Here is a 25,262-nt window from a genome sequence, read left to right as displayed (position 1 = left end):
CCTATGCCACGGGGAACAGGTGCTGGCTGGCCACGATGGCCTGGCCTTCCGCACCCAGTGCAAAGTCGATGAAGGCCTGTGCGGTGGGGCCTACGTCCCCATACACCACCAGGTACAGCGGTTGTGTGAAGCGGTAGCGGGCCGAGAGCACCGTGGTGCGGGTGGCCGGTACGCCGTCAATCGACAGGTAGGTCAGGGGGGTGGCGTCGCGGTCTTTCAGCGCCACATAGCCAATCGCCAGCGGGTCGGCGGCAATTTCCTTGGCCATGTCTTTGGCACTGCCCACTTCCAGGGCCTGCAGCGTGAAGTCTTCACCCTGCAGCACCAGCTCTTGCAAAAACTGGCGCGAGCTGGAGCCTGGCGCGCGGGAGACCACGCGGATGGTCGCCGCTGGTCCGCCCACGGCCTGCCACTCGGTGATCTCGCCCCTGAAGATGGCCCGCACCTGCTCGGCCGACAGGTTGCGCAAGGGGGACTGCGGGTGCACGGCAATCGCGATGTCGTTTTTGGCCACCAGATAGCTGCGCGTGCGCGGGCTGTCTTCGGCCTCGCTGAGTTCGCGTGACATGGCGGCCACGTCGATGGCACCGCGCTGCACCGCAATCAGCCCGGCCAGAGAGCCGCCTTGTTCCACCGCCACGTCCACCATAGGGCGGGTGCGCGCGAACTCAGTGGCCAAGGCCCGGTTCAGGTCCAGCATGGCGTTGGCGCCGGCCACCAGCAGCGAGGCACGCAGTGCCGCGTGTGGCCGCTGGTGCAGCCACCACCAGCCGGTGGCACTGGCGGCAATGCCCAGGGTGCCGAGGGAGGTGAGCAGGAGGCGGCGTTGCAGGCGCATGGTCAGTTGGGGTTGGCAAACATCAGGCCATCGAGAACCCAGTAGGGCTGCGGTTTCTCGAAGTGGCGCAAAAAAGCCTCGACTGCTTTGCCACTGCCCACGCGGCTGACCAGGGTCAGCTGGCTGCGCAGCGGGTAGGTGCCGTTGGCCACCTGGCGCGCCGTGGGGGGCACACCGTTGATGGACAGGTAGGCCAGGCCGGGAATATCTTCATTCATGGCCAGGTAGGTGATGGCGTCGGGGTTTTTGGCCACCATGGCGGCGCGCTGGGCCGCACTGCGCACCTGGGCCTTGGCCGAGAAGGTGGCGCCGTCGATCAGTGCTTCGCTCTTCCAGATGTCGGTGAGGCCGCCGCCGGGCGGGCCAATCAGCAGCTGGATCGCTTTGCCCTGGGGCACGCCCAGGGTCTTCCAGGAGCTGATCTGGCCGCTGAACACCGCGCTGAGTTCGGCATGGCTGAGGTTGCGGATCGGGTTGCTGGGGTGCACCGCAGCCACCAGGGCGCGGTAGCCCACGGTTTTCTGGCTCAGCACAATGTTGCGGCGGGCAAATTCGCGCTGCAGCTCGTCGGGCAGTTTGCCGCTGACGATGGCCACGTCGGCCGTGCCGTCCAGCACGGCCTTGTAACCGCGGCTGGAACCCCCGGCGTTGACCACCACGGTGGCGTCCGGGGTTTGCGCCATGTAGTCTTCGGCCACATGCTGCACAAACGCGAGAAAGGTGGTGGAGCCCACGACCCGGATCGCGCCCGCAGCCTGCGCGCCTGCGCAGGCCAGCCACGGCGTGAGCAGCAGTGCAAACAGCAGGCGCAGTGCGAGACGGTTCAAGGGCGGGGCCTCAGGTGGGGAATGCAGCGCTGCAGCATAGCACCGCGCCGTGCTTTTCCCGCCTCTTATTGGTCACGCCCGGCCCACTCCACCAGCGCGTCCACGGCGGGGCGGGCCTCGTTGGCATTGGCGTGGTTGATGACGGCCACCAGCACATAGCGCTTGCCGCTGGCCGCCAGCACATACCCGGCCCGCGCCACCACATTGCTCAGGCTGCCGGTCTTCAGGTGGGCGCTGCTGCTGCCCTTTACGCGGCGCAGCGTGCCGTCTACGCCCGAGATCGGCAGCGAGGACATCAGCTCCGACATCACCGGCGACACATAGGCGTGTTGCAACATACGGCCCAGCGCCTGCGCCGTGATGCGCTCCTGGCGCGAGAGGCCAGAGCCGTTGTCCAGCACCGGGGCTTCTTCGCTGCCCAGTCGCTCGCGCCACCAGCGCTGCACCACGGCGCGGCTGGCGCCCAAGCTGCCGGTGGGCAGTTCCAGCGGTTCGGTAGGGCTGGCGGGTGTGGGGGCGTAGGCCGCACGGCCCAGGGTCAGAAAGACTTGCTGCGCCATCACGTTGTTGCTGAACTTGTTGATGTCGCGGATCACCTCGCTCAGCGGGGCCGAGCTGCTGGTAAATGCAGGCTTGCCGGCAGCTAGCGCGGCGGGTACAGACCCCAGCCGCACGCTGCCCTGCAGTTTGCCGCCCAGGGTGTCCCACAGGCCCAGCACCGCGCGCTGGGCGTAGGTTTTGGGGTCGGCATAGGCCACGGGCCACACCTTCTCGCCGCAGCTGGCCGGGTAGCTGCCCAGGAAACGAATGCGCAGCGGGTCGGCAAAGTCGGCCTTGAGCATGCCGCGGTAGTCGCCGCAGTCGCCGGGGCTCAAGGGCACGGTGGCGGGCAGGGCTACGCCGGCCAGCGGCGGGTCGTACTGCACCTGGGCCACTTGGGCTGCGCGGTCGGGTGTGAAGGTCATCACCACCGACTTGAAGTTGATTAGCAGCGCATCGGGCGCCGCGTTGTAGGGGCGCAGCGGCTCACCGTCGAACTGGGCGGGGTCCACCTCGGGCAGGGCGAAGGCGCTACGGTCCAACACGATGTCGCCTGCAATGGTTTTGATGCCCAGACCCTGCACGCGGCGCAGCAGCAGCCACAGGCGCTCCAGCACCAGCTTGGGATCGCCCTGGCCCTTGATATAGAGGTTGCCGTGCAGCACGCCGTTGCTGACGCTGCCTTCGGTGTAGACCGGCGTATTCCACTGGTAGGCCGGGCTGAGCAGGTCCAGCGCGGCGTAGGTGGTGACTAACTTCATGACCGAGGCCGGGTTCATGGGCGCGCCCGTGCGGTGGGCCAAGCGTGGCGCGGCAGCAGGGTTTTGCGCGTCCACGACCAGAAAGGCCACCGCATCGCGCGGCACCTTGGCACGGGCCAGGGCGGCGTCCACGTCGGGGGGCAGGGGTTGTGCGGTGGCAGAGAGGCAGGCCAACAGACCGGTGGTCAGGCTGCGCAGAAGAATTCGGGTGGGCAAGGGCATCGCCGGATTATCCGGGCAGCCCCGATAATCAGTGCACGCCTCGCTGGCCTCTTGTGGCACCCGCTCTGCACCTTGTGGTCCGAGATTGCTCCTAAAACAGGAGCTGCTTGCGCAGTATCTACGGGTGCTAGAGGTCAATTTGACTTAAAACTATGAACTTGCTGGCGATTGATTCTGGAACCGAACACCTGTCCATTGCCGTGGGCCGTGAAACCACCGTGTGGCAGTACGCCGGGGCGGGTGGCGCGCGCGCGTCCACGGACCTGATTGCAGGCGTGCTGGACCTGCTGGCCCAGGCGGGCCTGCCCATGGCCGCATTGGACGCGATGGCCTTTGGTGCCGGGCCGGGTTCGTTCACGGGTTTGCGCACCGCTTGCTCGGTGGTGCAGGGGCTGGCCTTTGGCGCCAACGTGCCAGTGTTGCCGGTGGATTCGCTGCTGGCCGTGGCAGAAGATGCCCGCCAGTCGGCGGCGGCCGAGGCGCCGGCGCCGGCGCTGCAGGTGCTGGCACTGCTGGATGCCCGTATGGACGAGATGTACGCCGCGCACTACGCCTACGCCAACGGGCAGTGGCGGGTGCTGCAGCCCAGCCAATTGCTGCGTCCCGAAGCGCTGCGCTTGCCCGATGCTGATGCCAACCTGGGCCCGCTGTTGCTGGCCGGCAATGTGTTTGCCGTCTACGCCGAGCGCCTGGACCCTGCGGTGCTGCAAGGCGGCACGGTGGTGCCGGCCTTGCCTACGGCCGCGGCCATGCTGCGCTTGGCCCCCGCCCTGCTGGCCGCAGGGCTGGCGGTGGACGCGGCCCACGCCATGCCCAGCTACATCCGCGACAAGGTGGCCAAAACCACGGCCGAGCGCATGGCCGAGAAAGCGGCTGCCGCCGGCGCCCTTGCATGAACACGCAGCCCATGGCCACGTTTTCCCAGGCCTCCGAAGCCGCGTTTGAGCCACTGCTGGCCGACCGGCTGGACGAGGTCCTGCGCGTGGAGCAACGTGCCTACGCCCACCCCTGGAGCCACGCCAATTTTCTGGACGCGCTGCACAGTGGTTACCAGGCCCAGATGCTTATGGCCGATGGTTATGTGCTGGGTTACTTTGTGGCCATGAAAGGCGTGGACGAGGTGCACCTGCTCAACATCACCGTGGCGCCCGAATTTCAAGGCCAGGGTTGGGCCCGTGTCATGCTGGATGCGCTGGCCGTGTGGGCGCGCGGCCAGGGCGTGCAGTGGCTGTGGCTGGAGGCGCGCGTGAGCAATGTGCGTGCCCTGCATGTGTATGAGCAGTACGGCTACCGCCGCGTGGGCCAGCGCAAAGCCTATTACCCTGCCGGCAATGGCCAACGCGAAGACGCGGTGGTCATGAGCCTGCCCCTGTACCCTTGACGAGATCCTCCCACCCATGGCCCTGACCCTTGACGAGCGCCAACGCGCCATGCTGCTGGAGATGGGCGTGCGCGTCTGGTTGCCCGGTACCGTGTTTGAGACCGAGCCGCCCTCGGTGGCCGTGCCCGCCGCCCCGCCTGTGGTAGCCCAGCCGGCCGCTACGGTGGCGCCGGCTGCCCCTGCCGCGCCCACGCCGGCCCCGGTGCGCGCCGTACCGGTGGCGCGCCCGCCTGCCGTGGTGGCCCGCGCGGCTGGCACACCGCTGGACCTGGGTGCGCTGGACTGGGAGGCCCTGGCCGACACCGCCGCCAGCTGCCAGGCCTGTGGCCTGTGCGCTGGCCGCAAGAGCGCCACTTTGCAGCCGGCCCCCGGCCAGCGCGACTGGATGGTGGTGGGCGACCCGCCCGAGGAAGACGAAGACCGCGCTGCGCAGGCCTTTGTGGAAAGCCCGGGCCTGTTGTTGGACAACATGCTCAAGGCCGTGGGCGCCAGCCGCAGCGCAGATGCGCAAGGCGCCACGGCCGCCTACGCCACCCATGTGGTGAAGTGCCGCCCCCCGCACGGGCAGATTCCGCAGGCGGCCGACCTGGCGCAATGCGCCCAGTACCTGCAGCGCGAAATAACGCTGGTGCAGCCCAAAGTTATCTTGGCCGTGGGCCGTTTTGCCATCCAGACCCTGCTCGCCGAACACGGAGCCCTGGCCACCCAGCCACTGGGCAAGCTGCGCGGCACGGTCTACCAGTACCAGGGCATTCCGGTCATCGTGACCTACCACCCCAAAATGCTGTTGCGTAACAGCGCCGACAAGGCCAAAGCCTGGGCCGACCTGTGCCTGGCCATGGACGTGCGGGATGCCTCCGTAAAATAGCGCCCCATGACCTTTCTAGACCAGTTGCGCACCGCCGAGCGCCAAAACGGTTCCTTGTTGTGCGTGGGCCTGGACCCCGAACCCACCCGGTTCCCGGCGCACCTGCAGGGCGACGCCAGAAAAATTTACGACTTTTGTGCCGCCATCGTCGATGCCACGGCCGACCTGGTGAATTCCTTCAAGCCGCAGATTGCCTACTTTGCGGCGCACCGCGCAGAGGACCAGCTGGAAAAGCTGATGGAGCACATGCGCCGTACGGCGCCCCAGGTGCCCATCATCCTGGACGCGAAACGTGGCGATATTGGCAGCACCGCCGAGCAGTACGCCAAAGAGGCCTTTGAGCGCTACGGTGCCGACGCCGTCACCCTCTCCCCCTTCATGGGCTTTGACTCGGTGGCGCCGTACCTGAAGTACCACGGCAAGGGCGCCTTCCTGCTGTGCCGCACCTCCAACCCCGGCGGCGATGACTTCCAGCCCCAGCGCCTGCTGGACCTGCCGGGCCAGCCACGTCTGTACGAGCACATTGCTGCCTTGGCCCAAGGCCCCTGGAACCTGAACGGCCAGTTGGGCCTGGTGGTGGGCGCCACCTACCCTGCAGAAATTGAACGTGTGCGCGCGCTGGCACCCACGCTGCCGCTGCTGATTCCTGGTGTGGGCGCGCAGGGTGGGGACGCGGTGGCCACGGTCAAGGCCGGCTGGCGCAGCGCCGATGGGCAGACCACCGGGCCCATCATCGTGAACTCCTCGCGCGCCATCCTGTACGCGTCGGCAGGGCCCGACTTTGCCGCGGCGGCCCGCCAGGAGGCCCTGCGCACGCGCGATCTGCTGCAGGCTGCCACTCGTTAGGCGCTGGGTGACCGGCTGTCTCCGGCACCGGTAATTGTTTGTAAGAACGCTGGGCAGTACTGGGGGCGGTCGATAACCTCCGCCTCCTATCCACTCCACTTTGGAGCCCCCATGCGCGAACTCGTGGACGAAGCCGACCTCGCCACGGCCCCCCCTTCCGGCAACTCCCCTCTGGAATCGGGTGCACTTACCGCCATGGCGCTGGCTACCGCGGCCGCCCTGGCGGCCTGCGGTGGCGGCGAAGGGGGGACCGATCCCACAACGGCCGCCCCCGTGGGCGGACGCACCATTTCCTTGCGGGCCATGCCAGCTGCGGCCGCGATCAGCGGCGCCAGCATCAGCACCGAACAAGCGTCGCGTTTTTTGCAGCAGGCCCAGTTTTCTGCCAGCGATGCCGACATTGCCCAAGTGCGCAACCTGGGCTACGCGGGATGGGTCGAACAGCAGGTGGCCACCCACTTTGGTACCCGGGGCTGGGACTGGCTCAATAGCCAGGGGTATGCCGACCCTTACAGCACCAATAACTATTACGACCAAAGTTACCCCGCCGACCACATGGTGTGGAGCCAGCTCATGGCTAGCAGCGATCCCATGCGCAAACGCATGGGCCTGGCGCTGTCGGAGTACTTTGTGGTGTCGCTATCGGGGCTGGACTTTCGCTGGCGCAGCCACGCCATGGCGCACTACTGGGACACCTTGTGCGCCTACGCGTTTGGCAATTTTCGCGGCCTGCTGGAGTCGGTGACCTTGCATGTGGCCATGGGCTACTACCTCAACACCAAGGGCAACAAAAAAGAAAACGCGTCAGGCCGCCAGCCCGATGAGAACTACGCCCGCGAGGTGATGCAGCTGTTCACCGTGGGCCTGCACCTGCTCAACCCCGACGGCACCCAACAACTCGATGGCAACGGCAAGCCCCAGGACACCTATACCGCCAGCGATGTGAGCAACCTGGCGCGCGTGTTCACTGGCTACGACGTGGACATGAGCCAGAACGTCAACGTGACGGCCAACGGCAACACCGTGGGTAACACCAACTTTGCCCGCCTGCCCATGGTGGTGACCAGCGGCAACCACTCCACGCTGGCGGCCACGTTTTTGGGCACCACCATCCCGGCCAACACGCCAGCGGCGGCAGCCCTGAAGACCGCGCTAGACACCCTCTTCAACCACCCCAACACGGCGCCTTTTTTCTGCAAGCAGATGATCCAGCGCCTGGTGACCAGCAACCCCAGCCCAGCCTATGTGGGCCGGGTGGCGGCCGTGTTTGCCAACAACGGCCAGGGCGTGCGCGGGGACCTGGCCTTTGTGTTTGCCGCCATCCTGCTGGACGACGAGGCGCGCAACGCCACCGGCCTGAGCGCGCTGGAGTACGGCAAGCTGCGCGAGCCCATGCTGCGTCTGGCGCAATGGGGGCGCACCTTTGGCGTGGGGTCTGCCAGTGGCGCCTGGAAGATTGGCGACCTGAGCAATGCCGGTACCCAGCTCAGCCAGAGCCCGCTGCGCGCGCCCTCGGTGTTCAACTTCTTTCGCCCTGGTTATGTGCCACCCAGCACCGCGCTGAGCAATGGTGTGGTGGCCCCCGAATTCCAGTTGGTGACCGAGAGCAGCGTGGGTGGTTACCTCAATTACATGATGGGCGTGATCGACAGCGGGTTGAACTCCGGCGACATCAAGGCCGCCTACACCACCGAGCTCACCCTGGTGCTGGACCCCGCTGCGCTGGTGCGCCGGCTCAACCTGCTGCTGTGTGCCGGACAGCTCTCGGCCAGCACGCAAACCGTCATCGTCAATGCCCTGCTCGGTGTCACGCTCAACTCCAACAGCTCGGCCACCCTGAAGCGCCAGCGCGTGTGTGCGGCGGTGCTGATGGTGATGGCTTGCCCCGAATACCTGATCCAGAAGTAGAGGGCCACCATGTCCATGCTGCCACCCGAATTCCAGACCCGGCGCGCCTTTCTGCGCCGCAGCGGCCAGTTGGCGCTGACCGGCACTGCATTGCCTTTTGCACTCAACCTGGCCGCCATTGGTGAGGCGGCGGCCTTTAACGCACCGGCCGGGGACTACAAGGCCCTGGTCTGTGTGTTTTTGTTTGGTGGCAATGACTACGCCAACACGGTGCTTGCGTATGACGACCCCAGCTACAACCAGTACAGCACCATCCGCGGTGGCGGCGCCGGGCAAACCGCGGGCGGCATTGCGCTGGCCAAGGCAGCGCTCACGCCCACCCGCCTGAACCCCATCACGCCGCCGGTGGACACGCTGGGCGCGACCACCCGCGAATACGCCTTGCACCCGGCCATGACCGGCTTGGCCAACCTGTTCAACACCGGCAAGGCGGCGGTCCAGCTCAATGTGGGGCCGCTGGTGGTGCCGCTCACGCGCGCGCAGTACAACAACAGCAACCGCACGTTGTACCCGCGTCCGCCGCAGCTGTTTTCGCACAACGACCAGCAGTCGCTGTGGCAGTCCTCGTCGCCCGAGGGGTCCAAAGTGGGCTGGGGTGGCAATATGGGCGATGTGGTGCTGCAAAACAGCCTCAACAGCAACTCCTTGTTCACCTGCATGTCGGTGTCGGGCAATGCGGTGTTTTTGTCGGGCGACACGGCGCTGCAGTACCAGGTCAGCACCTCGGGTGCCATCAAGATTCGGCCCGCCACCGACACCACGGTCTACGGTTCTTCCTCGGTGCGCAGCACCATCGACAGTCTGATCCGCCAGGCCCGCACCCACAAGCTGGAGAACGAGTACAACGTGGTGACGTCGCGCGCACTGGCCGCCGAGGCCTCGGTGACCAATGCCCTGGCGCTGAGTCCGTCCACCTTTGGCACCACGCCCAATCTGCGGCCTTTTCAGGCCACGTTTGGTACCGACGCTTTGTCGATCCAGCTGCAGATGGTGGCGCGCCTGATCAAGGGGCGCAATGTGCTGGGCGCGCGGCGTCAGGTGTTTTTTGTGTCCATGGGCGGCTTTGATCTGCACGACAACCTGGTGGCGCAGCAGGCCACGCTGATGGGGCGCTTGAGTACCGCCATGACGGCCTTCTACCAAGCCACCGATGAATTGGGCGTCGCCAACCAGGTCACCACCTTCACCGCCTCTGATTTTGGCCGCACACTGGCTTCCAACGGCGATGGCTCCGACCACGGCTGGGGCAGCCACCACATGGTGGTGGGCGGTGCGGTGAATGGCCAGCGCTTTTATGGCGTGGCCCCCCCCATCAGCGTGGCTGATACCAAGGACGGTGGCGGCAACTACCTACCCGAAAACGCCTGGCATGTGGGCCAGGGCCGCTTGCTGCCGCGCACCTCGGTGGACCAGTACGCGGCCACGCTGGCCAAGTGGTTTGGCGTGAGCGACGCCGAAATGCCGGGCGTCTTGCCCAAGATCGTGAACTTTGGCACCGCAGCCAGCCGGCCGGACTACCCGACCGATCTGGGCTTTATGCAGTAGACGCTATTGATTTGGTAGCTGCTTGCGCATATTCCATATGCGCTAGAGGCTGTTTTGGCTTAAAAATTACTTGGCAGATGCACTCAGTCCCGCCACTTAGCGCAAGTACCAGATCGTCTGGTCCGGCTTGATGCCAAACACCGTGTCGCCGTTCGCGCCGATCTCATTGAGCAACATATTGGGGATCAGCTGCCACTTGCCGCTGACGCGCTGGTAGACCCGGCTGTCGGTCCCCACCGCATACACCGTGCCGTTGCCGGCAACCGCGACGTCGCGCGCCTTGGGCTCTGCGCTCCAATCCACCCAGCTTGCAGCGGCCTGGCCCGAAGGCGGGTTGTAGCGTGACATGGTGCCGTCCGACCAGGTGACCCAGGCATTGCCCTGCGGGTCGACGGCGATGCGCCGGGCATTGCTGGAGATGGCTTCCCAGGTGGCATTGCTCGTAAGCCGGTAGATGCCGTAATTGTTGGCGGCCGTGCCGACCATCCACACCGTGCCATTGGCGCCCACCGCCACATCACTGGCCAGCGGCACCGGGTTTTGGTTCACGGGGGAGATCCAGGCCTTGACGCCCTGGTCGTTGTTGTCCCAGTACGCCACATAGCCGTTGGTGCCCACGACCCAGGGGCGCAGCTTGTTGTCCACCGCAATGCGCGCGGCCTTGACGTTGCCGCCCAGCGTCAGCGTCTGCGGCGTTGCGCCCACGGTGCCGCCGACGACATCACCGTTGCTGTTGATGGCCCACAGGGCCACGTTCTTGCTGGCGTCTACACCCACGCCGATGTCTTTGGCCTTGGTGTTGCCGGGGTAGGCATCCCATGGCGATATGGCGTTGGCTGCGGCACCTGCGCCCGTGTTCGGCTGCACGGCCGACAGGGTCAGGTTGAAATAGGCCACTGAGCTGGCCTCATAGTTGGTCACACCGTTGGCCCCATATCTGCAATACGGGTTGCCGACGCGCATCAGCGGGTTGTAGCAGCCGCTGGTGGGGGTGGGCCATTCGTACAGGGTCAACGCGGGGTGGCTCATCTTGAGGGCCTGCATCTTTCCGGCTTCGGCGACCACCACCAGGGGCGCGCCAAAGCGTTGTGCGCTGCCGCGCACGCTGGTGCTGGCCGTGCCGTCTGCGGCCGTGTAGATGGCTTGCTTGACCACGCCGTCGTCGGCAGAAATGCCGTTGTCAACCCTGCATCCGTTGTCGCCAAATGCGGCGGGGGTTATCTCGTTGGACTTGAAGATGGTGGGCATGCAGCCGAACCAGATGGGGAAGTTGGCCACCGGGGTGCCATCGCGCCAGCGCAGGCGCACTGTCAGTTTGCCAAAACTCCCGCCTGCGCCTGTCTGTCCGTCGCCGCTGACCACGGCCAGGCGCATGCATGGGGTGCTGTAGTCGTCATTCTTGGCGGGGCAGTTGGCCGGCCAGCCGCCTGCGGGGGCAACGGGAGGCTCCTTGGCGTTGTCCACCACGGTCGGCGCCACGGCTGCGGGCGCTGCACCGCAATTGGCCGTGATGCTGGCGGCGCAGACCTTGGGGTCGTTGCTGGTGCAGGCCGCCAGCACAATGCGTTCGCAGCTCTTGTAGTCGATCAGCTTGTCCTGCTGGTAGCACTGCTGCGCCGCCTGGGCGCCCTTCCTCCAGGCGTTCACTTCCAGCTCGGGCACGTTGCAGGTCTTGTCGCAAAAGTCGATGGCGCCGCAAAACTGCGCCCGGTTGGTGGCGCCTTCGGTGCAGACCTTGCACTGCTCCTGCAAAGACAGTTTCTTGTCCTGCTTCTGGTTCGCCGCATCCTGCTCCGCCAGGGAGCGCTGCAGCTGCGTCAGCGGGGCGTTGCTGACGGGCTTGGTGGCGGCCGGGCACAGATTGGGCTGGAAGTACTTGCTGCACTTGGGGTAGGTGTAGGCCGAGACGATGCCGGTCACCGACTTCACCACGCCCGTGACCCCGCCGGAGGGAATGCTGGCCTCGGCCAGCTCGGCCGCCACGCGGGCCACATCTTCCTCGGTCACCACGCCGTTGATCTTGCCCTCAAAGTCCGCCATGTCGGAGGCCTGTTTCACCTGGTTCAGGCCTTTGTAGGCGTCTGTCGAGACACCGGCTTTGTAGAGCGCCCGGAGTTCCTTCAGGCGTTCTTTGAGGTCGTTCACCTTGGCGGGGTTTGCCGGCTGGGTCGGTACACCACCCGAGCGGAACGCCGAAACGACAGCGATCAGCGGCTTGATGACCGCCGTCACCTGGCCGCCAATCACGCTGGCGCAGGTGGCGCCGTTCTTGGCCGCGCCCATGCCACAGTCTTGCCAGGTGGCCGGTGCCTTGGCCCAACACACGGGCCCCACCCCGTCATAGCCGACGGGGCAGGACTTGTAGCACAGCCCGGCGTCCAATTCCTTGCCAGCCTCGCAAATGCTGCCCCTGATGACGCCGATGTTGATGCCCTTGGCGCAGGACAAGTCAAACGCACCGGGCCGCAGACCGACCGAGGTGCAGCTGGGCACGGTCTTGGGGCGGCACAGGCAGCAGCCAAAGGGCTCGTAGCCCTCCTTGCACTTGGGGTAGGCAATGGCGCCCCACATTTGGCAGCTGTTGGGGGCTTCGGCCGCATTGCAGCGCGCCAGCATGCCGCTGTTGCTGAGTCCGTCCGAGCCCTTCCACGGGTAGCCTACGCCCCGGCCGTACTCTGCCAGCCGGCAAAACAGGCCGTCATTGCGCCAGCCGGGCGGGCACTTCGCGTGGCAGTCCAGGCCCACGCGGGTCTGGCCCGGCTTGCACTGCGCATAACACAGCGCGCCAATCCGGTCACTGCCGGCCGGGCAGTTGGTGGGCACGGTGCCTACGCCGCGGGTGACGGTGTCACGCCAGCAGAACTCGGGACCATCCGAGGGCGTGGGGCAACTTGGCTCCGGCACCGTGGTCACCCCCATGGCAACGGTCTGCGCCAGGTCGCGCTGGTCCAATGTCGTTAGGGCCAGATCCCGTTCATCTGCAAAGCGTTTGCTGACAAACTGCATCTGGCTGTAGTAGCTGTCGATCAGCTGCACGTTGCTGGCCTGGCCCATGTCCACGGCTTTGCGCGCGCGCTCCAGCGCTGCCTCCATGGCAGCCTGGTTGTCTTCCTGCAGCAGGCCCGTCTGCTCCACCGTGCGTGGGCGGTTCTGCGCCAGTGCGGCCTGTGCGTCGGCCTTCAGTTTGGCAATCGCATTCTGGTCCGCCGCCGCGTTGCCCGACATGGCCGGCAAGGGGCTGCTGGCGGCGCCCCGCAGCGCGGTGATGCTGGCTGTGGTGCGGGTCTGGAAGGTGGCCAGGGCTGCGTCCAGCCCCTGCTTGAGTTGGGTAAGCGCCTGGGACTGCTCTGCCACGGCCTTGCGGGCGGCCTCTTGCCGCGCCATTTCGTCAGCCCGGGCTTTGGCCTCGGCGGCCGCCTTGGCATCCGCTGCGGCCTTGGTGGCTGCAGCCTGTTGCTGGGCCTGCATCTGGGCCGTGGTGGCGGCCTGCTGTGTGGTTTGCTGGTTTGCAGCTGCGGCCTCTGCCTGGGTCAGAATCTGGACCGAGGGAACCGCAGCCCTGGTGGCGACTGGCGTGGCCTTGAACAGCTGGTTGGCACCACCATTGCAGTCGTGCTGCATCAGGCTGGCGCCATTCGCCTGGCTGATGTTCCAAACATCCAGGCACTTGTTGCTGTGTTTAAAAACGAAGTTGCCAAAGCCGGCACCCCGGTCGACATATTTGAGCAGCTGGTTGGCGCCGCCATTGCAGTCGTACTGCTGGACCGCCATGCCACTGGCCTGGCTGAGACCGTTGACGTCCAAGCACTTGTTGCTGTGCCGGGCGACGATCTGGAAGAAGCCGCCTTCGCTGGGTACCAACATGAACTGCTGGTGAGGCGCTGCCGCGCAGTCTTGCTGCAGCAGTGTGGCCTGATTGGCCGGGCTTGCAGCATTGATGCCGAGGCATTTGTTGCTGTGCTGGGCGGTGATGGTGTGGGGGCCATTCTGCGCAAACGCCGGCTGTGCCAGCCCGCCCATGAACAGTGCCACACACGCCAGAACCCGCAAGACCATCCCGCGCAGGTCGGTATTTTTCATTTGCTCTCCCCCTTCGTCACGCTTCGCAGTCGCGGGCCCCGTGCCAGTGGCTGGAAAAACCGAACGAGCATACCCCCAGTCGGTGCAAATTGCTGCAGTGTTTTTGTGGGGCCGGTTGGGGCCGGGCTGTGTATTTCGGCCCGGTAGCGGGGGCGTACTATTTAACGGATCTAGATTTTAGTCGGCGTTTGCTATTAATTTGGTAGCTGCTTGCGCATATTCCACGGGATCTGGGGGCTGTTTTGGCTTAAATTTGTCTAGGCTGCGGGTTTGTCAATGCCCAGTTCGGCTAGTTCTGCATCGGTGAACACGCGGGAGCGGGTGTGGAAGGCTTTGCCCTCAGGCCCTTCAAGCGAAAACGTGCCGCCGTGGCCTTCGATGACGTCGATGATGAGCTGGGTGTGTTTCCAGTATTCGTATTGGGCGATGCCGATGTAGAAGGGGCTGCCGCCGATGTCGCCCAGGTACACGTCGCCTGCACCCATGGTGATTTCGCCGGGCAGGTAGCAGTTGGCCGCGCTGTTGTCGCAGCAGCCGCCACTTTGGTGGAACATCAGATCGGGGCCGTGTTTGGTTTTGAGGAAGGCCACCAGCTCCAGGGCGGCGGGGGTGGCTACTACTTTGTCGACCATGCTTTTGTCTCCTTTGGGAGGAACTGCTGAGCTTGCTTTGTTGGCGCTCGCAGCTTCGTGGACTGTGTGGGCGGCCACCTCATACTGGGGTACCAGAAATCGGCGTCCGCCCACACAGTCCACGAAGCCGGGCGATGGGTGCTCCCCTGCCCCACTGCAAGAAGCCACGTGGATTCCCCAGGGGTGACCGCCGATTTCTGGTACTCCAGTATGAGGTGGTCGCCCCTGGGGGAGCCGCGTGGCGCCCCCTCCGGCGAGAAGGGGCGCAATGGTGCTTTAGAAGAACCCCAGCTTGTTCTCCGAATAAGAAACCAGAAGGTTTTTGGTCTGCTGGTAGTGGTCCAACATCATCTTGTGCGTCTCGCGGCCGATGCCGGATTCCTTGTAGCCGCCGAACGCGGCGTGGGCGGGGTAGGCGTGGTAGCAGTTGGTCCACACGCGGCCGGCCTTGATCGCGCGGCCCATGCGGTAGGCCACGTTGCCGTTGCGGCTCCACACGCCAGCGCCCAGGCCATAGAGCGTGTCGTTGGCAATCGCTAGCGCTTCGGCTTCGTCCTTGAAAGTGGTCACGGCCAGCACGGGGCCGAAGATTTCTTCCTGGAAGATGCGCATCTTGTTGTGGCCCTTGAACAGCGTGGGCTGCACGTAGTAGCCGCCTTCCAGATCGCCACCTAGGTGCGCTTGCCCGCCGCCAATAAGCACTTCAGCGCCTTCCTGCTTGCCCAGGTCCAGGTAGCTCAGGATCTTGGTCAACTGCTCTTTGCTCGCCTGTGCGCCCATCATGCTGTCGGTGTCCAGCGGGTTCTTTTGCTGGATGGCTGCCACACGTTTCAGCACACGTTCCATGAACTTGTCGTAAATGCTTTCCTGGATCAATGCACGCGATGGGCAGGTGCAAACCTCACCCTGGTTGAACGCAAACAGCACCATGCCTTCTATGGCCTTGTCCAGAAACGCATCGTCCTTGTCCATGATGTCGGCAAAGAAGACGTTGGGGCTCTTGCCACCCAGCTCCAGTGTGGCGGGAATCAGGTTGTTGGCAGCAGCCTGCGCAATCACGCGGCCCGTGGTGGTGGAGCCGGTGAAGGCGATCTTGGCGATGCGCTTGCTGGTGGCCAGGGGCATGCCGGCCTCGCGGCCGTAGCCGTTGACGATGTTGAGCACACCGGGCGGCAGCAGGTCGGCAATCAGCTCGGCCACAATCAAAATGGAGATCGGCGTGGACTCTGCGGGCTTGAGCACCACGCAGTTGCCGGCACCGATGGCGGGGGCCAGTTTCCAGGCCGCCATCAGGATGGGGAAGTTCCAGGGAATGATCTGGCCCACCACGCCCAGTGGTTCTTGGATGTGGTACGCCACGGTGTTCTCGTCGATGTTGCTCAATGCGCCCTCGTGTGCACGCACGCAGCCCGCAAAGTAGCGGAAGTGGTCCACGGTGAGCGGGATATCGGCGTTCAGCGTTTCTCGGATCGCCTTGCCGTTGTCCACGGTCTCGGCATAGGCCAGCAGCTCCAGGTTTTGCTCGATGCGGTCGGCAATTTTCAGCAGGATGTTGCTGCGCGTGGCGGCGTCGGTCTTGCCCCAGGCGTCGCTTGCGGCATGGGCGGCGTCCAGTGCCAGCTCGATGTCTTCGGTCGTCGACCGGGCGGCCTGGGTGTAGACCTTGCCGCTGACGGGCGTGATGACGTCGAAGTACTGGCCCTTGACCGGTGGCACGAACTTGCCGCCGATGAAGTTGTTGTACTGCTTCTTGTAGGTGATGGTGGCGCCGGTCGCGCCGGGTGCTGCGTAAATAGCCATGGTTGTCGTCCTCTTGTGCTTGGTTTGAATGAGCCTGCATCGGGCTGTCCGGCAGGTGCTGAGGTATCTCAAGACGCGTGCCATGTGAGCGCCGGCAGAGGAGCCTTGATTCCATTGGGTTTGTTGCGTTGCAGCACGCTGTGCAAGCTGTCCGCAAGCCAGGGCTGTCACGATTTGCCACAGTGACAGGTGTCACAAAATGGAACAGTTGGACGTTGGGGCGGGTGTGCGCCATTGCCTCGCACACCCCCCACCCCCATACTGTGCCAAAGCGGGGCGACCACGACCCCGCGCAGGAGACAACGTGCGACAAACCTCCCCCGTGCTGGCCTTGCGACAGGCCCGCCAACAGTTGCTGGAAACCGGCCAATGCCCCGTGGGCGTGCTGGACGAACGCCTGGTCCGCTCCTGGCACCGCAGCCTGGCCGCGGGCCTGGCGCCCGCCGGCCGCGCGGCCACCGACCATGCCGGCAGTGCCAGCCTGCGCCAGGCGCTGGCCAACAGCCATGCGCTGCTCGCCCATTCGCGCCCGGTGATGGAATATGTGTTCGAGCAGGTGCGCCACAGCCAGAGCGTGGTGGTGCTGGCCGACCAGCACGGCATGCTGATGCACACGCTGGGCGACGTGAGTTTTGTGGGCAAGGCAGAGCGCGTGGCGTTGACCAGCGGCGCCTCCTGGCACGAAGCGCACCGCGGCACCAACGCCATTGGCACCGCACTGGTGGAGCGCAGTGCGGTCGAGATCCACGGCGGCGAACACTTTCTGGAGCGCAACGGCTTTCTCACCTGCGCGGCTTCGCCCATCCTCTCCGCCACGGGCGAACTCATGGGCGTGCTCGACATTTCGGGCGACCACCGCCATGGCCACGGCCACACGCTGGGCCTGGCCAGCACCGCCGCCCGCATGATCGAAAACCGGCTCATGCTGGCCACCTGCAAACGCAACATCCGCCTGCACCTGCACGCCCAGCCAGAAGGCATCGGCAGTGTGGCCGAAGGTATCGTCGCGCTGTCGGACGACGGCTGGGTGGTGGGCGCCAACCGCGTGGGCCTGGCGCTGCTGCGCCTGAATACGGGTGACATTGGCGCCACGCTGCTGGAGCGTGTGCTCGATGTGCGGCTGGACGATTTGCTGTCGCGCCACAAGCGGCGCCCCCAGCAGGTGCAGCAGCTGCGCCTGCACAACGGCGCGGTGTTGTTTGCGCAGGTGCAGGTGGATGCATCTGCGTTGCCTGCCACCAGCCTGTCGTTGCCTGTGGTGAACGCCAGTGTCAGCGATGCACTGGCTGCGCTGGACACGGGCGATGCCCGTTGGCGCAGCGCCGCCGACAAGGCGCGCCGCGTGGTGGCCAAGCCCATACCCGTGCTCATCCAGGGCGAGTCCGGCGTGGGCAAAGAGCTGTTCGCCCGCGCCCTGCACGCCAGCGGTCCGCGCCGTGACGCGCCCTTTGTCGCCATCAACTGCGGCGCCATTCCCGAGAGCCTGATCGAGTCCGAGTTGTTTGGTTACGTGGCCGGTGCCTTTACCGGCGCGCGCAAGGAAGGCAGCTTGGGCCGCCTGCGCGAGGCCGAGGGCGGCACGTTGTTTCTGGACGAGATTGGCGACATGCCTCTGCCCATGCAGACCCGGCTACTGCGTGTGCTGCAGGAGCGCACGGTCACGCCCGTGGGTGCCGGCAAGGCCGTAGCCGTGGACTTTGCGTTAGTCTGCGCCACACACAGCAAGCTGGCCGAGGCGGCGGAACGCGGCACGTTCCGCCAAGACCTGTACTACCGCATCAACGGCCTCACCGTGCAGTTGCCGGCGCTGCGCGAGCGCAGCGACTTCGGCGCGCTGACCGAACGCCTGTTGGCCGACTTGAGCCCGGAGCGTGAGATACAGGTAGCGCCCGAGCTGCTAGCCCGCCTGGGCGCCTTTGCGTGGCCCGGCAACCTGCGCCAGTACGCCAGCGTGCTGCGCACCGCCTGCGCCATGCTGTTGGACGGCGAGGACACGCTGGACTGGGCGCATATGCCCGATGACTTGGTGGAAGCGCTGCAGGTCGGAGCGCTTGCAAAGGCTCCCGCGTCGGTCGAATCCGCTGCGACACAGGCACCGCAAAGCCTGCAGGCCTTGGGCCACGCCGCCATCCAGCAGGCGCTGGAGGCTGCTCGTGGCAATGTGTCCCTGGCTGCGCGTCAGCTCGGCATTAGCCGGCAGACGCTGTACCGCAAGCTGCGCACATAATTTGCTATTATTTTGATAGCTGCTGGCGCAATTAATACGTGGGCTAGAGGCCAATTTTGCACTCAAGCGGGCTAGGTCTTGGCGCCCGCCTTGATCAGCGCAGCCCGCACCTCTTGTTGATCGCCGAAGGTGGCGAGGAGTAGCGCATTGAGGCTCTTTTGGCCGGGGTCGACCGCATTAGGGCTCGCACCCGCCTTGAGCAGCGGGCCCACGGCGGCGCTGTTGTAGTGCTTGATGGCGTCGATCAAGGCTGCGTCGAGTTCCTTGCGCCCTGAGAAGGCGTTGGAGTCGAGGCGGAACTGGACTTGGCCTGCGCAATGGGAGCGCACGGCCTCACCCAAGGAGCCCACCCGGTCGCACGGGTCCATCAGATTCCCGGCTTGTGGGGCAGCGGCGCGCAGGGCTAGTTGCAGCCCCATGTAGTTGCCGTTCGACGCAACCGTCGTGTCATCCGAGAGCAGCAGGGTGGAGTGCCCATCGGGGTTCGCCGTCTGCACCACCAACTGCAAGCGCACATCCTGGTCGCCCGCCAGGTTCTGCGGCAGGGTGAGTTGCAGGGTGCCATCGCTACGCAGGGCCACGGGGTCTTTGGCCAGATCGACCGCCCAGGGCAAGGGCTCGCTGCGTGCCAAGATGCTGGTGCTGCCATCGCTGGCGGCCTGGCTCAGCACCAGACGAATGCTTTCCACCCGGCAGTTTTCCGCCGGCTTACAGGCGCCCGCTGGCGCGAGCGCCAACTGCTGAATGCGCATGCGCAACTTCCCGCGGTTCACGTGTGCCTGGCCTTGCAGGTGGGCGCGCAAGTGCCCATCGTCGAGTAACCAGTTGCTGAGCAGCATTGCAAACTCCGGGGTGCGCACGCGCGTGCTCAGGCGCCAGGAGGCATCGGTTTCGTCTGCGCCTCGCGCGCGTTCCACCCCCGCCACCGACGCGTCATCGACTGCCACGCTGTCCTCCGCCATGGTCATGACCGGCCAGTCCTCGGGCTGCGCGTCTGGGGACCACATGGGCGAGAGCGCACTCCACGCGACCCAGCCCACCACCGCGAGCGACAGTGCGAACGCGCCGCGCCGGACCCAGCGAAGGCTACTTCGGACGCGTGCCGGCGACGCAAGCCTGGACGCGTAGTCCGGCTCAGGCAGTTCCGAAGGTGACGGGGCGTCGGTATCTGGGTGTAGCGATTCCGAGGCTTCGTCATCACTGTTGAGGCCGGTTCCGCGGGACGTTTCGGCGTCGGTCTCAATGTGAAAGGGCCACGCCTCGTCCTCTCCCCGGAGCACCAGGGAAACGTACCAATAGCCGTCTTCTGAGCCCGGCAGATCAGTGGGAAGGGTGAATTCGGCCGTGACGGCCTGCACCATGAGCTCGCCGTCCACCATCGTGGGGACTGGGCTGGCCATAAATTTGCGCTCCCAGATGCACCCAAAGCCGCTGCTATCTTCGCTTGGCGAATCAATGGTCACCAGCAGTGTCCAGACCTGCGCCTTCAGCGGTCGGGTCAGGTTGAAGGTTGCCACCGTGGGCACGCCGTGGGGTACCGGGTCCTGTGAGAGGTGCAGCGTGACGCCATTGCCGCGCAGGCGGCTGAGCCAGAGCATCAGGGCTCCGGCGGCAATCCCTATGCCCGCGAGCGCCGCCAAGCCCTTGAACCATTCAGCGGTTTCTGGGTAGGGCATGAGCAGCCCCCAGACCAGCGCGTTCCAGGCGACGGCGATCACAGTCACTATCGGGGCGCCATTGCCTGGCGAGTTTTCTGGGTGGGGCATCGTATTTTTAGGTAAGCACAGCGTTCGCTCAGGGCGCTGCGCGCTTATTCCACAGGCGTCAGCAGCGGCTTCAAATACCGCCCCGTGTGGCTGTCGGGGTTGGCTGCAATGTCCTCGGGCGTTCCCACGCCCACCACCATGCCGCCGCCTGCGCCACCTTCGGGGCCAATGTCGATCAGCCAGTCGGCGGTTTTGATCACGTCCAGGTTGTGTTCGATGATGACGATGGTGTTGCCCGCGTCGCGCAGCTGGTGCAGCACCTTGAGCAACAGCGCAATGTCGGCAAAGTGCAGGCCCGTGGTGGGCTCGTCCAGGATGTAGAGCGTGCGGCCGGTGTCGCGTTTGCTGAGCTCCAGCGCTAGCTTCACACGCTGAGCCTCGCCACCTGACAGCGTGGTGGCGGCCTGGCCCAGGCGGATGTAGGAGAGGCCCACGTCCAGCAGGGTTTGCAGCTTGCGCGCGATGGTGGGCACGGCTTGCAGAAACTCGTAGGCGGCCTCCACCGTCATGTCCAGAATCTGCGCGATGTTTTTGCCTTTGTAGAGCACCTCCAGCGTCTCGCGGTTGTAGCGCTGGCCCGCGCACACGTCGCAGGGCACGTAGACGTCGGGCAAAAAGTGCATTTCCACCTTCACCATACCGTCGCCTTGGCAGGCCTCGCAGCGGCCACCGGCCACGTTGAAGCTGAAGCGGCCGGGGCCGTAGCCGCGTTCGCGTGCCGTGGGCACCTCGGCCATCAGCTCGCGGATGGGGGTGAACAGGCCGGTATAGGTGGCGGGGTTGGAACGTGGTGTGCGGCCAATCGGCGACTGGTCGACGTTGATGACCTTGTCGAAGTACTGGATGCCGTCGATGCTTTCGTGCGCGGCAGGCTCGTCGTGTGCGCGGTAGAGCTGGCGCGCCACGGCGGCGTATAGCGTGTCGTTCACCAGCGTGCTCTTGCCCGAACCGGACACGCCGGTCACGCAGGTGAGCAGGCCCACGGGAAAGTCCACGTCCACGCCCTTGAGGTTGTGGCCACTGGCGCCCACCACGCGGATGGCCTGCATGTTGCCCTGGGTGGCAATGTGGTGCGCCTGGCGTTCGGCCCAGGCCAGTGCGGCTTTGCTGGGGGCGCCCTTGCCGCTGCCTTTGGCCACAGGTTTGGCTTCGGCCACCACGGGCAGCCAGGGCGTGCGGCGCTTGGGCACCTCGATCTGCAGCGTCTTGGCCAGGTACTGGCCGGTCAGTGAGTCGGGGTTGGCTTTGACTTCGTCAAACGTGCCTTGGGCAATGACACGCCCGCCATGGATGCCGGCGCCCAGGCCCATGTCGATCACATGGTCGGCGGCACGCATCATGTCTTCGTCGTGTTCCACCACCAGCACGCTGTTGCCGATGTCGCGCAGGTGCTGCAGCGTGCCGATGAGGCGGTCGTTGTCGCGCTGGTGCAGGCCAATGCTGGGCTCGTCCAGCACATACATCACGCCGGTCAGACCGGAGCCGATTTGCGACGCCAGTCGAATGCGCTGGCTTTCACCGCCACTCAGGGTTTCCGCGCTGCGGTCCAGGCTCAGGTAGTTCAGGCCCACGTCGTTCAGGAACTTCAGGCGCAGGCCGATTTCGCGGATCACCTTGGAGGCAATCTCGCCGCGTGCGCCGGGCATTTGCAGCGTGTTGAAGTACTCAAAACTCTCGCGCAGCGTGGCGTGGCTGATTTCAAAAATGGCGCGGGCCTGGTCGCCTTCGCCGACCTTCACGTGGCGCGCTTCCTTGCGCAGGCGCGAGCCAAAGCAGTCGGGGCAGGGCTGGGTGCTGCGCAGGCGGCCCAGGTCTTCGCGCACCAGGGCCGAGTCGGTCTCGCGGTAGCGCCGCTGCATATTGGGGATGATGCCCTCGAAGGCGTGTTTCTTGGTGACCTTCTTGCCCTGCTGGGCACCGGAGTCCATGATGTAGCTGAACTTGATTTCTTCGTCGCCCGAGCCATGCAGGATGGCGGCTTGCACCGTTTCGGGCAGGCTATCAAAAGATGCCTCGATGTCAAACGCGTAGTGTTTGGCCAGGCTCTCCAGCATGCTGAAGTAGTAACCATTGCGCCGGTCCCAGCCCTTGATGGCGCCACTGGCTAGGCTCAGTGTGGGGAAGGCGACCACGCGCGTGGGGTCGAAAAATTCGTGGTTGCCCAGGCCGTCGCAGGTTGGGCAGGCGCCTACGGGCGAGTTGAAGGAGAACAGCCGCGGCTCCAGCTCGCTGATGGAGTAGCTGCAGATGGGGCAGGCAAATTTGGCGTTGAATAAGTGCTCTTTAGGCCTCTGTGCCACGTCGTTATTGCGCGAGGCGCTATCAATATCGGAGTCCTTGGGTGCATCCATCTCCAGCGCAATGGCGCGGCCATTGGCCAGGCGCAGCGCGGCTTCAAAACTTTCGGCCAGGCGCTGCTTCAGGTCGGCGCGCACCTTGATGCGGTCCACCACCACGTCGATGTCGTGTTTCTCGGTCTTCTTGAGCTTGGGCAGGTTTTCGGCCTCAAAGGCCTCGCCGTTGATGCGAAAACGCACGTAGCCCTGGGCCTGCATGTCGGCAAACACATCCAGAAACTCGCCCTTTTTCTCGCGCGCCAGCGGCGCCAGGATCATCAGGCGCGTGTCTTCGGGCAGGGCCAGCACGGCGTCCACCATCTGGCTCACGGTCTGGCTTTGCAGGGGCAGGTTGTGGTCCGGGCAAAACGGGGTGCCGGCGCGGGCAAACAGCAGGCGCAGGTAATCGTGGATCTCGGTCACCGTGCCCACGGTGGAGCGCGGGTTGTGGCTGGTGGCCTTTTGCTCGATGGAGATGGCGGGCGACAGGCCCTCGATCATGTCCACATCGGGCTTGTCCATGAGCTGCAAGAACTGGCGCGCGTAGGTGCTCAGGCTCTCTACATAACGGCGCTGGCCTTCGGCATACAGCGTGTCAAACGCCAGGCTGGACTTCCCCGACCCCGACAAGCCTGTAATCACCACGAGCTGGTTGCGCGGGATGTCCAGGTCGATGTTCTTCAGGTTATGGGTGCGCGCACCCCGCACGCTGATGTTTTGCTGCTGCAGGGCCCGGGCAAGGTACTTGCCATCCTCGTGGGCCGCCAGGGATTTGCCGTCGTCAGTGGGAGAGTTCAAGTTCGTGGCCGCCAAAAGAGTAACCCGCCATGATAGACAATGTCGGGCTGCGGTGTCACGTCCCGGTTTCTGCCGCTTTTATTGCCTGAGAGTGCCTGCCGTGTCCGCCCCCTCCGTTCCCGATACCACGATGACGCCGCTGGAGCGTCGTTCCAGTGCCTCACTTGCACTGATTTTTGCCCTGCGCATGCTGGGGCTGTTTTTGGTGTTGCCCGTGTTTGCCCTGGAAGCGCACAAATACCCCGGTGGGGAGGATGCGGCGCTGGTCGGCATGGCCATGGGTATTTACGGACTGACCCAGGGGCTGCTGCAGATTCCGTTTGGCATGGCATCGGATCGCTTGGGACGCAAACCTGTCATGGTGGTGGGGCTGGTGATTTTTGCGGCGGGCAGTGCCATGGCGGCCTGGGCACCCACGCTGCCGTGGTTGGTGGCCGGGCGCGCTTTGCAAGGTGCGGGTGCCATCTCGGCCGCGGTGACAGCCTTGCTGGCGGACCAGACGCGCGACGTGGTGCGCACCAAGGCGATGGCACTGGTGGGCGCCAGCATCGGGCTCGTGTTTGCGCTCTCTCTCGTTCTATCGCCTCTGTTGGCGGCCTACTTGGGCTTGCATGGCCTGTTTGCCGTGACCGCGACCCTGGCCTTGGGGGGCATTGCGGTGGTGCTGTGGTGGGTGCCGCCCGAACCTGCACAACATGTAGACCAGGCGCGCGGTGGTTTGTTGTCTGTGCTGGGCCACCCGGCGTTGCTGCGCCTGAATGTTGGGGTATTTGTGCTGCACGCAGTGCAGTTGGCCATGTGGGTGGCGCTGCCAGGCATGTTGGTGCGGGCCGGGCTGGTGCGTGATCTCCACTGGCAGGTGTATCTGCCAGCGGTGCTGGCATCGTTTGTGGTGATGGGTGCGGCCTTGTTCCCGTTGGAAAAAAGAGGCTACCTGCGCGCCGTATTTTTGGCGGCCATTGGACTGATTGGGCTGGTGCAGTTGGCGCTATTGGCCGTCAGTAGCAGCGGTGCAGCACCGGGCGTCTGGATGCTGGGGCTGCTGCTGTTGCTGTTCTTTTGCGGCTTCAATGTGCTGGAGGCCAGCCAGCCCAGCCTGGCCTCGCGGGTCGCACCGGCGGCATCCCGCGGCGCGGCGCTGGGGGTGTACAACACCTTGCAGTCGTTGGGCTTTTTTGCCGGTGGTGCGGTGGGGGGCTGGCTGGTCCAATCCGCCGGGCCACAGGCCCTGTTTGCCTGCTGCGCAGTGGCCATGCTGGCTTGGTTGGTGGTGGCTTGGCCCATGCAGGCCCCGGCGCCCCGGGCGGCGGCATAATCTGCGATTAATCTGGAGAAAACCATGGCATCCGTCAACAAAGTCATTCTGGTCGGCAACTGCGGTCGCGACCCTGAAATCCGCTACCTGCCCTCCGGACAGGCCGTGGCGAACGTCAGCGTGGCCACCAGCAGCCGCCGCAAGGACCGCAACACCGGCGAGACGGTGGAAGACACCCAGTGGCACCGCGTGACCTTTTATGACCGCCTGGCCGAGATCGCTGGTGAATACGTGAAAAAAGGCCGCCCCATCTACGTGGAAGGCCGACTCAAGTACGGCAAGTACACCGACCAGTCGGGCGTTGAAAAGAACACCGTGGACATTGTGGCCACAGAACTGCAACTGCTGGGCGGCCGTGAAGGCATGGGTGGCCCGTCCGATGGCGGCGACGAAGGCGGTGCACCGCCCCCCCGCCGCATGGCACCTCCCGCAGCCCGCCCCGCAGCTGCCGCACCGGCTCCACGCCAGGCGCCCGCGCCGCGGCCGGCGAGTGGCTTTGACGACATGGATGACGACATTCCGTTCTAACCCGGAACCGGGCAAAGAAAAAGCGACCCTCGGGTCGCTTTTTT

General features: G+C 65.2%; 17 protein-coding genes. 9 read left to right on the top strand and 8 right to left on the bottom strand.

Going from position 1 to position 25,262, the window contains the following annotated elements; genetic code table 11:
* Position 1: 1 nt before the first annotated feature.
* From C5F53_RS00745 to dacB, 3 genes are all read right to left on the bottom strand, one after another.
* Positions 2–838, bottom strand: coding sequence for a phosphate ABC transporter substrate-binding protein (locus tag C5F53_RS00745; protein ID WP_105259436.1), 837 nt, complete (start codon positions 836–838; stop codon positions 2–4).
* A 2-nt stretch (positions 839–840) separates the two neighbouring features.
* Entirely contained in the window at positions 841–1,665 is an 825-nt protein-coding gene (locus C5F53_RS00740) for a substrate-binding domain-containing protein (RefSeq protein WP_161499859.1), read from the bottom strand.
* 65 nt (positions 1,666–1,730) lie between these two features.
* A complete protein-coding gene (dacB, locus tag C5F53_RS00735) occupies positions 1,731–3,188 on the bottom strand; it encodes a D-alanyl-D-alanine carboxypeptidase/D-alanyl-D-alanine-endopeptidase (RefSeq protein ID WP_105259434.1) in 1,458 nt (485 codons plus the stop codon).
* 152 nt (positions 3,189–3,340) lie between these two features.
* On the opposite strand from dacB, the gene tsaB reads away from it, so the two are divergent.
* From tsaB to C5F53_RS00705, 6 genes are all read left to right on the top strand, one after another.
* Positions 3,341–4,084 carry a tRNA (adenosine(37)-N6)-threonylcarbamoyltransferase complex dimerization subunit type 1 TsaB gene (gene tsaB / locus C5F53_RS00730; RefSeq protein ID WP_105259433.1) on the top strand — a complete coding sequence of 248 codons (744 nt, stop codon included), beginning with the start codon at positions 3,341–3,343 and terminating at the stop codon, positions 4,082–4,084.
* On the top strand, positions 4,081–4,569 hold the full coding sequence (gene rimI, locus C5F53_RS00725) for a ribosomal protein S18-alanine N-acetyltransferase (RefSeq protein WP_105259432.1): 489 nt from the start codon (positions 4,081–4,083) through the stop codon (positions 4,567–4,569). The genes tsaB and rimI overlap by 4 nt, the downstream gene beginning before the upstream one ends.
* Before the next feature lie 16 nt (positions 4,570–4,585).
* On the top strand, positions 4,586–5,437 hold the full coding sequence (locus C5F53_RS00720) for a uracil-DNA glycosylase (RefSeq protein ID WP_105259431.1): 852 nt from the start codon (positions 4,586–4,588) through the stop codon (positions 5,435–5,437).
* 6 nt (positions 5,438–5,443) lie between these two features.
* A complete protein-coding gene (gene pyrF, locus C5F53_RS00715) occupies positions 5,444–6,283 on the top strand; it encodes an orotidine-5'-phosphate decarboxylase (RefSeq protein ID WP_105259430.1) in 840 nt (279 codons plus the stop codon).
* A 111-nt stretch (positions 6,284–6,394) separates the two neighbouring features.
* Positions 6,395–8,191 carry a DUF1800 family protein gene (locus C5F53_RS00710; RefSeq protein ID WP_105259429.1) on the top strand — a complete coding sequence of 599 codons (1,797 nt, stop codon included), beginning with the start codon at positions 6,395–6,397 and terminating at the stop codon, positions 8,189–8,191.
* Between the two features lie 9 nt (positions 8,192–8,200).
* Positions 8,201–9,736 carry a DUF1501 domain-containing protein gene (locus tag C5F53_RS00705; protein WP_105259428.1) on the top strand — a complete coding sequence of 512 codons (1,536 nt, stop codon included), beginning with the start codon at positions 8,201–8,203 and terminating at the stop codon, positions 9,734–9,736.
* A gap of 96 nt (positions 9,737–9,832) precedes the next feature.
* Here C5F53_RS00705 and C5F53_RS00700 read toward each other — a convergent pair whose 3' ends face one another.
* The 3 genes from C5F53_RS00700 to C5F53_RS00690 form a co-directional block, all read right to left on the bottom strand.
* Positions 9,833–13,816 carry an RICIN domain-containing protein gene (locus C5F53_RS00700; RefSeq protein WP_105259427.1) on the bottom strand — a complete coding sequence of 1,328 codons (3,984 nt, stop codon included), beginning with the start codon at positions 13,814–13,816 and terminating at the stop codon, positions 9,833–9,835.
* A gap of 257 nt (positions 13,817–14,073) precedes the next feature.
* A complete protein-coding gene (locus C5F53_RS00695; RefSeq protein WP_105259426.1) occupies positions 14,074–14,448 on the bottom strand; it encodes a DUF779 domain-containing protein in 375 nt (124 codons plus the stop codon).
* Positions 14,449–14,724: 276 nt separating this feature from the next.
* Positions 14,725–16,248: an aldehyde dehydrogenase family protein gene (locus C5F53_RS00690; protein WP_105259425.1), complete on the bottom strand. Its 1,524-nt coding sequence runs from the start codon at positions 16,246–16,248 to the stop codon at positions 14,725–14,727.
* Positions 16,249–16,552: 304 nt separating this feature from the next.
* On the opposite strand from C5F53_RS00690, the gene C5F53_RS00685 reads away from it, so the two are divergent.
* Positions 16,553–18,475 carry a sigma-54-dependent Fis family transcriptional regulator gene (locus C5F53_RS00685; protein ID WP_105259424.1) on the top strand — a complete coding sequence of 641 codons (1,923 nt, stop codon included), beginning with the start codon at positions 16,553–16,555 and terminating at the stop codon, positions 18,473–18,475.
* A gap of 71 nt (positions 18,476–18,546) precedes the next feature.
* Here C5F53_RS00685 and C5F53_RS00680 read toward each other — a convergent pair whose 3' ends face one another.
* Positions 18,547–20,193: a hypothetical protein gene (locus C5F53_RS00680; protein WP_105259423.1), complete on the bottom strand. Its 1,647-nt coding sequence runs from the start codon at positions 20,191–20,193 to the stop codon at positions 18,547–18,549.
* A 92-nt stretch (positions 20,194–20,285) separates the two neighbouring features.
* Positions 20,286–23,375 (bottom strand): excinuclease ABC subunit UvrA, encoded by a 3,090-nt coding sequence (gene uvrA / locus C5F53_RS00675; RefSeq protein ID WP_370446692.1) that lies wholly within the window; start codon positions 23,373–23,375, stop codon positions 20,286–20,288.
* 130 nt (positions 23,376–23,505) lie between these two features.
* Here uvrA and C5F53_RS00670 point away from each other — a divergent pair, with 130 nt between their 5' ends.
* Entirely contained in the window at positions 23,506–24,690 is a 1,185-nt protein-coding gene (locus C5F53_RS00670) for an MFS transporter (RefSeq protein WP_105259421.1), read from the top strand.
* Positions 24,691–24,714: 24 nt separating this feature from the next.
* The gene (ssb, locus tag C5F53_RS00665; protein ID WP_105259420.1) at positions 24,715–25,218 is read left to right on the top strand and encodes a single-stranded DNA-binding protein; all 504 of its coding nucleotides are present in this window, start codon (positions 24,715–24,717) and stop codon (positions 25,216–25,218) included.
* The last annotated feature ends 44 nt before the right edge of the window (positions 25,219–25,262 follow it).

The sequence above is a fragment of the Rhodoferax sp. TS-BS-61-7 genome, from assembly GCF_002943465.1.
Lineage (GTDB): Bacteria > Pseudomonadota > Gammaproteobacteria > Burkholderiales > Burkholderiaceae_C > Allorhodoferax.
This window is presented reverse-complemented; position numbering and strand designations above follow the sequence as displayed.

What these genes read in the sequence shown, in the direction of transcription:
- C5F53_RS00745 (WP_105259436.1), bottom strand. Translation starts at nt 838, where the DNA reads ATGCGCCTGCAACGCCGCCTCCTGCTCACCTCCCTCGGCACCCTGGGC.
- dacB (WP_105259434.1), bottom strand. Translation starts at nt 3,188, where the DNA reads ATGCCCTTGCCCACCCGAATTCTTCTGCGCAGCCTGACCACCGGTCTG.
- tsaB (WP_105259433.1), top strand. Translation starts at nt 3,341, where the DNA reads ATGAACTTGCTGGCGATTGATTCTGGAACCGAACACCTGTCCATTGCC.
- rimI (WP_105259432.1), top strand. Translation starts at nt 4,081, where the DNA reads ATGAACACGCAGCCCATGGCCACGTTTTCCCAGGCCTCCGAAGCCGCG.
- C5F53_RS00720 (WP_105259431.1), top strand. Translation starts at nt 4,586, where the DNA reads ATGGCCCTGACCCTTGACGAGCGCCAACGCGCCATGCTGCTGGAGATG.
- pyrF (WP_105259430.1), top strand. Translation starts at nt 5,444, where the DNA reads ATGACCTTTCTAGACCAGTTGCGCACCGCCGAGCGCCAAAACGGTTCC.
- C5F53_RS00710 (WP_105259429.1), top strand. Translation starts at nt 6,395, where the DNA reads ATGCGCGAACTCGTGGACGAAGCCGACCTCGCCACGGCCCCCCCTTCC.
- C5F53_RS00705 (WP_105259428.1), top strand. Translation starts at nt 8,201, where the DNA reads ATGTCCATGCTGCCACCCGAATTCCAGACCCGGCGCGCCTTTCTGCGC.
- C5F53_RS00700 (WP_105259427.1), bottom strand. Translation starts at nt 13,816, where the DNA reads ATGAAAAATACCGACCTGCGCGGGATGGTCTTGCGGGTTCTGGCGTGT.
- C5F53_RS00695 (WP_105259426.1), bottom strand. Translation starts at nt 14,448, where the DNA reads ATGGTCGACAAAGTAGTAGCCACCCCCGCCGCCCTGGAGCTGGTGGCC.
- C5F53_RS00690 (WP_105259425.1), bottom strand. Translation starts at nt 16,248, where the DNA reads ATGGCTATTTACGCAGCACCCGGCGCGACCGGCGCCACCATCACCTAC.
- C5F53_RS00670 (WP_105259421.1), top strand. Translation starts at nt 23,506, where the DNA reads ATGACGCCGCTGGAGCGTCGTTCCAGTGCCTCACTTGCACTGATTTTT.
- ssb (WP_105259420.1), top strand. Translation starts at nt 24,715, where the DNA reads ATGGCATCCGTCAACAAAGTCATTCTGGTCGGCAACTGCGGTCGCGAC.